Annotated in this window: 7 protein-coding genes; 3 read left to right on the top strand and 4 right to left on the bottom strand. The window is 60.6% G+C overall.

All coding sequences use genetic code 11. The annotated features are described in order from the left end of the window. Positions 1 to 245: 245 nt before the first annotated feature. Positions 246 to 1,166 carry a LysR family transcriptional regulator gene (locus tag HLH48_RS22275; protein ID WP_182999646.1) on the bottom strand — a complete coding sequence of 307 codons (921 nt, stop codon included), beginning with the start codon at positions 1,164 to 1,166 and terminating at the stop codon, positions 246 to 248. Between the two features lie 96 nt (positions 1,167 to 1,262). Between HLH48_RS22275 and HLH48_RS22280 the strand changes: the two genes are divergently transcribed. Both HLH48_RS22280 and HLH48_RS22285 read left to right on the top strand, forming a co-directional pair. After that, positions 1,263 to 2,117 carry an NmrA family NAD(P)-binding protein gene (locus HLH48_RS22280; protein ID WP_220795277.1) on the top strand — a complete coding sequence of 285 codons (855 nt, stop codon included), beginning with the start codon at positions 1,263 to 1,265 and terminating at the stop codon, positions 2,115 to 2,117. Positions 2,118 to 2,247: 130 nt separating this feature from the next. Next, entirely contained in the window at positions 2,248 to 2,892 is a 645-nt protein-coding gene (locus tag HLH48_RS22285; RefSeq protein ID WP_264812614.1) for an SDR family NAD(P)-dependent oxidoreductase, read from the top strand. Between the two features lie 99 nt (positions 2,893 to 2,991). On the opposite strand, the gene HLH48_RS22290 is transcribed toward HLH48_RS22285, so the two are convergent. Together HLH48_RS22290 and HLH48_RS22295 are read right to left on the bottom strand one after the other, a co-directional pair. Further along, positions 2,992 to 3,942, bottom strand: a complete 951-nt coding sequence (locus tag HLH48_RS22290; protein WP_182999647.1) for an alpha/beta hydrolase — start codon at positions 3,940 to 3,942, stop codon at positions 2,992 to 2,994. After that, a complete protein-coding gene (locus tag HLH48_RS22295; protein ID WP_246387720.1) occupies positions 3,939 to 4,940 on the bottom strand; it encodes an MBL fold metallo-hydrolase in 1,002 nt (333 codons plus the stop codon). Before HLH48_RS22295 ends, HLH48_RS22290 begins: the two co-directional genes overlap by 4 nt. Before the next feature lie 20 nt (positions 4,941 to 4,960). Here HLH48_RS22295 and HLH48_RS22300 point away from each other — a divergent pair, with 20 nt between their 5' ends. Beyond that, positions 4,961 to 5,911 carry a LysR family transcriptional regulator gene (locus HLH48_RS22300; RefSeq protein ID WP_182999648.1) on the top strand — a complete coding sequence of 317 codons (951 nt, stop codon included), beginning with the start codon at positions 4,961 to 4,963 and terminating at the stop codon, positions 5,909 to 5,911. 247 nt (positions 5,912 to 6,158) lie between these two features. Here the strand turns inward: HLH48_RS22300 and HLH48_RS22305 are convergent. Further along, on the bottom strand, positions 6,159 to 6,331 hold a 173-nt coding region (locus tag HLH48_RS22305), incomplete at its 5' end, for an IS3 family transposase (protein WP_182999649.1).

Genomic DNA, 6,331 nt, shown 5'->3' on the forward strand with positions numbered 1-6,331 from the left:
TCATCGGAACCCGCTCAATGGCAGCGACAATGAAATGCGCCATATCGTCCGCCGGAAGCCACGACTTCAGGTCAGGCGGCAGAAGATATGGCTGGGATCGGTCAAACGGGACGAAACGGCTCATCCCAGCATACTATACCATCGCCACTTCAAAGGGTACCCCAACCCGACAGGCTGCTAAGGTGTTGCGACGACCGGTTGAATCCGCCGACGCCCACAGGTCAAGGCAATCCCCGTCCAGTTCGTCAAAGAGTTACTGTTCCGGATTTTACGATTTCGCGAGCTTGTTTAAATTCCCCGACGATATGATTCACGAAGTGCCGTAGCTTTGGCGGCGGTGCCGCGTCCGCGGCCATGACCAGCTGCATCGGGCGCTCCCGGGACTTTGCCTCGGGCAGCACTGCCACCAGGCGTCCTGCAGCGAGATCGTCACGCACGAGAAATTCCGGCTGCATGATGATACCGCGGCCCTCCAGTGCGGCCAGACGCAGCGCATGCCCGCTGTTCGAACGCAGGCGGCCGATGACCCTGACGTCCGTCGTCTTCTCCGCATCACCGAACTGCCAGCGCCCGGGCGTCGATGACGCGGCAAAGTCCAGGCACTCATGCGCCTTCAGATCCTCCAGACGAGCCGGGATCCCGTGTCGCCTGAGATAGTCAGGCGCGGCGCAGATCACCAAGGTCAGCGGCGTCAGGCGGCGCATGCGCAGCCGGGAATCCGGCAGCGCTCCGCCACGGATGGCGACGTCGAACCCTTCCGCGATCAGATCCACGCGGTGATCGTTGAGCCGCAGATCGACCGTCATGTCAGGAAAACGATCGAGATAACGACCGATCATGGCAGGCAGCACGGTCGTGCCAATCGAATGCGGTGCGCTGATCCGCAACAGCCCCCGCGGCACGATTGCGTTGTCGCCGGACAGCGCCTCAGCCTCCTCGAGATCGGCGAGAATGGTGCGACAGCGGGTATAATAGGCACGCCCAAGATCCGTCAGCGATTGCGTCCGTGTCGTGCGGACCAGCAGACTGCCGCCGAGACGTGCCTCCAGAAAGCGGACGTGATTGCCGATCATCGGCGCGGACAGCCCCAGACTGCGGGCGGCCGCCACGAAGCTCCCGCTTTCAACCGCACGCACGAAGCTGGTCATGGCGTCCAGGCGGTCCATTCGTAAATCCCGCTTATGTGTGAAGTTACGAAATCAACTCTAACCGGGAGGCCGCCCCGATGCCACGTTTTTCGGCAGACATACAGGAGAACAGCCATGATGGAGAAACGCAAAGTGTTGGCCGTAGGGGCCGCAGGCCATTTCGCAGGGCTCGTGCTGCCAGAGCTCGCCAAGCGTGGCGCCTATGTGCGCGGTTTTATCCAAAAGGACACGGACCGCGAGGCGGTGCTGCAGCACGGTGCGCGGGAGACAGCGGTAGGCGACCTGCGCGATCCGGCTTCGATCGAAGCCGCATTGCAGGGCATGGACGCTCTCTTCTACATCGCGCCGGCCTTCATCGCGGATGAAGGCGTCATCGGCAGGCAGGTGGTGGACGCGGCCGTCAGAGCGGGCGTCCGGCGCATCGTCTTTTCATCGGTCATCCATCCGACGCTGAGCGCCCTCGTTAATCACCGCGAAAAGGGGCCGGTCGAGGAAGCGCTCTTCGAGTCCGGTCTGGAATATACCATTCTACAACCGGCGATGTTCTTTCAGAACTTCGCCCAGGGATGGGGCGAGGTGATCAAGTCCGGAACCTACGCCGAGCCATGGTCGGCGGAGACGCGGTTCAGCCGTGTGGATTATCGCGATGTTGCCCAAGTCGCGGCGGTGGCCCTGACCGAAGACCGGCTTCTGTATGGCACGTTCGAGCTGTGCTCGGAGGGCAATTTGAATCGTCACGATGTCGCAGCCCTCATGGGCAAGATTCTGGGACGCGATATTCGGGCTGGCACCGTCGATCTCGACAAGACGGGCGGTGGAAAGGACGCACCACCACCCATTCGGACCATGATGGATTGGTACAACCAGCACGGCCTGCTCGGCAACGCGCTCACGCTGCGTGCGATCCTCGGGCATGAGCCGCGAACGCTGGAGATGTATTTCGAAGAGCTCAAGGCCACAGACGCCTGATCGCTTTAGGGGGTTCGCCTGCGACGGAGCTGGTAACGGCCTCCGCCGCCAAAGCGCACAGAATTTCTGAAACCGTATTCTGCCAACAGATGACCGAGAGGGCCCCACGAGGCTGAAAGACAAAGTTGCCATCGTCACTGGCGCAAGCCGCGGTATCGGTAAAGCCGTAGCACTTAGGCTTGCATCCGAAGGGGCCATGGTTGCCGTCAACTATCGTGCGGACGATGTACCCGCAAATGCGCTGGTTACGGAAATCCGGGGTCTCGGAGGCAGGGCACAGGCGTTTCGTGCTGATGTGAGCAACCCTTACGAATGCCGCAGGCTGGTCGAAAACGCAGTTGCCGCCTTCTGGAACGTCGACATCCTCGTCAGCAACGCCGGTGTGGAGTTTTCTGGTCAGCTGGAAGACCTCACCCCGCAGGACTTCGAGCGCGTTTTTGCGATCAACGTCGGCGCCCAGCTTTTCATGACACAGGCCGCGGCGGCCGTCTCGGCCATGGCGGCAAATCTCGCACCCGAACTGGGAGAGCGTGGCGTCACGATCAATGCGATCGCCCCAGGGGGCACCGCGACATCCATGGCCCGCGAGAACGGTCGCTTCTATACCCATCCGGCCCTGAGGGACGTGCCGGGAGACGCCACGCTGAAAAGCAAGACCGCCCTACAGAGCCTGGCCCAGCCGGAGGAGATCGCCGCTGCTGTCGCGTTCCTTGTGTCCGACGATGCCTCGTACATCACGGGCAGCACGCTCGCCGTGGACGGTGGCAGGCTGTAGGAAACGGAAACGCACGACGCGAAGTAAGAACGCAGTGAAATTTCCACGATCTCTCTGCCGGGTTGGGCGATATCGATGAACAGGGGATGCAAGCTAATATCAGGGTGTAGCCAGAAAAGCCTTGATGCTTTTGAGGACCTGCCAACGGTTCTGTTCCATGACCACCATGTGCGTTCCTTCCCCAATCTCGGTCCAGCGCCGGTAAGGGGCATTCCGGAAGCGCGGAAACAGGTTCGCCATCTGGTTGAGAGTCACATCGAGATCCCACTCGGCGTGCAGCAGCAGAACCGGAACGGTGATATTTTCAGGTTCGTAGAGGGCTTTTCCGGCGGACCAGTATTCCCGAACATCCTGGATCACACCCGCGGGCGCGCGGATGATGCCATCCTGTGCGGATGGATCACTGGCGAGAATGACCGCAGCCCATTGCTCGAACCATCCCGCGGGAAGTAACCAATCGCGTTTGTGTTCGGGCACGCCTTCCAGCCAGCGGTGACGGAACGCTTGGACATCGAAGCGCCGATACGCGTGGACAGGGCCACCGGGATCGAGCCGGGAAACCCCGTCATTGATCCACTGCGGCGCGATCAGCGTCAGTTTTTCGACCTTGTCGTTATGGGCCGCCGTATAGGATCCCGTCACCGTGCCGCCCCAGGACATGCCGATCAGGCACAGGCGAGGCAGAGTGTGCTTTGTCAGGATGTAGTCGACAGCGGTTCCCAGATCGCGCACGGCCGTCTCGGTCCTGACCTGCGGCGGCGCATCTTCCGGTGCGCCCTCCATGCCGCCAGGGCGCGTCGAGCCGCCAAACCCGCGAACATTGAGCGCGTAGACGTCGAACCCGTCCTGGGCGAGGCTGTCCATGAACGACCCGTCGCCGACGGGAACGTCGAAAAGACTTTCTGACGGCAATGTCGCGCCATGCATCAGCAGGATGGTGCGCTGTGGGCCGAATGTCTGGATATCTGTGCGGCGCTTGTGGCGCAGATGGAGCGCAATGCCAGCGGTATCGCTCGGGATATTCAGGTCTTCTGTGTGGAGATCACTCATCTGATTTCTCCTTCAGTGGGTTGCGCAAACTCCCATGAGAATTCCTTCCCGCGACGTCTGACATAGCCCGCCCCGGTTTCCGCAAAATGGCTGGTGAAACACAGGTTTCCGCTCTCCGCTGCCTTTTCAAGAAACCAACGGCGCGAGCGTTCGGCGGGTTGAATGAACTCGCAGTAGACGGAGCGCAGATCGGGGCGGTAGACCTGGAGAGGATGATGCATGACATCTCCCGTGAACCAGGCTTCCGCACCCTGCGAGCGCAGGCGGATCGAGGCGTGGTCGATGCTGTGCCCCGGGGTTGGATGAAAGGAGAAGCCTGCAAGGACCTCCCGACCGTCGATCCTGATGGCCTGTCCGAGCCCGGCTTCGATGACGGGGAGCATGCTGTCCGTGTAGACACGAGGCAGGGGACGATGATCGGGTGATCCCAAAACATCAGGTGGCAGATCCGGCGCGGGATCGATGCCGTCATTGGCTGCACCATAGCGGGCTTCGATCGCCGAATAGATATGACGCGCCTTCGGAAAGGTGGGCACCCATTTTCCGTCGTACAGACGGGTGTTCCATCCGACATGGTCGGCGTGGATATGCGTGTGCAGCACGGCATCGATTTGCTCGGGCCGGACGCCTGCTGCGGCGAGGCGATCAAGGAACGGCGTGTGCAGATGATCCAGGGCCGGCGCGTCCGGCAAGGACTTGTCGTTACCGGTGGCCGTGTCGATCAGAAGATTGATGCCCGGGAGTTGGACGAGCCATGCATGGGTTCCCTGAGCGAGCCTGCCGGTTGCATTGTCAAAGGATCCTGGTGTCAAAGACGGACCGAACGTCGCCAGCGCCTCGGCGTCGATGTCCGGATACAGTCTTCTGGGATCGGCATTGTCCCAGTGCAGTTCGGGAATGTGCGTGATGCGGGCGTCGCCCACCTGAAAAACCGCTGTCATGATTGCCTTGATGCGATTGTTTTGTGTCGCCTCGAAAGCTAGGATGCGTCTGACCATTATACAAATCGATCTGATGCATGCAGCCCATCGACCATTTCAATCTCCGCTCCTTTGACCTCAATCTCCTGATCGCTTTCGATGCGCTCGTATCGGAATGCAGCGTCACGAAGGCGGCGCACCGTTTGCGCATCCAGCAACCGGCGATGAGCCATGCCCTGGCGACACTCAGAGTGTTATTGGCGGATGATGTGCTGGTGAGAACGGGTGCGGTGATGCAGCCGACCGCCAAAGCGGCTGCCATAGCGCCGGATGTCGGTAAACTATTGAGGCAGGCTCAGGGCATCCTGACAGCTGAGGATCGGTTTGATCCCAAGACGGAACAGCGGATTTTCCGTTTCGGCTTTTCATCCGAACTCGAAGTCTTCTTGATGCCGACACTGGCAGCTTATCTGCAGCGTCATGCGCCGGGGATACGGCTGCTGTCACGAGGTTCGCCGCGAGGCGAGGTGCATACGTTGCTGGACATCGGCGCGCTGGACATCGCGGTCGGGTGTTTCGATTTTGGTCTGGAGCGCCATTGTGGAATGCCGTTGTATGAACAGTCGCTCGCGTGCTGCTTCAACTCCGATCTGATCGACCCCGATGCGCCGCTCACGGTCGAGCGCTATCTTGCGCTGCCCCATGTTCTCATGACGCTGAAAGATGATATTCAGGGATGTCTATCGGAGGCGCTGATGCAGATTGGCGAGGAACTCAACGTCGTCCTGGCCGCATCGGATTTCCTGACCACGCTTGCCGCGGCGGCAGCGGCGCCGGTTCTGGCGACGCTTCCCAGCCAGCTCGCGCACCAGCATGCGGCCCATTTCGGTCTGACGCTGCGGCCGGTGCCGCTGGATCTACGCATTCCGGCAGTGTCGATGGTCTGGTCGGCTCGCAGCGACCGTGATCCGGCTGCCGTATGGCTGCGCGATGCCGTCGCTACGATATTAAAGAATGATGTCGGGGCGAGGTCGTGGAACGGGACTTGACGTTTTTCAGTTGAAACTGGATTTGGCGCCGTCACTTTTCATGATCATCTCGAGCGAATAAACCACGCCATCCGGGTTCAGATCTTAGCCGCGTGGCACGATAGAAGCGGCGTGGGTTCTGGCTGGCCCTCGTAATAGGGGGCCTCGCGCAGAAAGCCGCGGCAGTCGAGGCCATCGATCACGAGCGAGCTGCTATCGGGATAGGTGCAGACTGGACTTTCCCCGCAAAAGTGGAGAGCTATCGGGATCAGGTCGCCTGCCTTTGGTATGCAGCCGGGCTGATGAAGTCCAGTGACGAATGGCGCCGGTCAGGATTGTAGAAACTGTCGATGTAACGGCCGATAGCATTCTCGGCATCCTGTCGGGTCAGGAAGATCGTCCGCCAAACGAGTTCGGATTTCAAGGTTTTGAAGAAGGTCT

The organism is Gluconacetobacter sacchari (assembly GCF_014174255.1).
Taxonomy (GTDB): domain Bacteria; phylum Pseudomonadota; class Alphaproteobacteria; order Acetobacterales; family Acetobacteraceae; genus Gluconacetobacter; species Gluconacetobacter sacchari.

What these genes read in the sequence shown, in the direction of transcription:
- HLH48_RS22280 (WP_220795277.1), top strand. Translation starts at nt 1,263, where the DNA reads ATGATGGAGAAACGCAAAGTGTTGGCCGTAGGGGCCGCAGGCCATTTC.
- HLH48_RS22295 (WP_246387720.1), bottom strand. Translation starts at nt 4,940, where the DNA reads ATGGTCAGACGCATCCTAGCTTTCGAGGCGACACAAAACAATCGCATC.
- HLH48_RS22300 (WP_182999648.1), top strand. Translation starts at nt 4,961, where the DNA reads ATGCAGCCCATCGACCATTTCAATCTCCGCTCCTTTGACCTCAATCTC.
- HLH48_RS22290 (WP_182999647.1), bottom strand. Translation starts at nt 3,942, where the DNA reads ATGAGTGATCTCCACACAGAAGACCTGAATATCCCGAGCGATACCGCT.
- HLH48_RS22275 (WP_182999646.1), bottom strand. Translation starts at nt 1,166, where the DNA reads ATGGACCGCCTGGACGCCATGACCAGCTTCGTGCGTGCGGTTGAAAGC.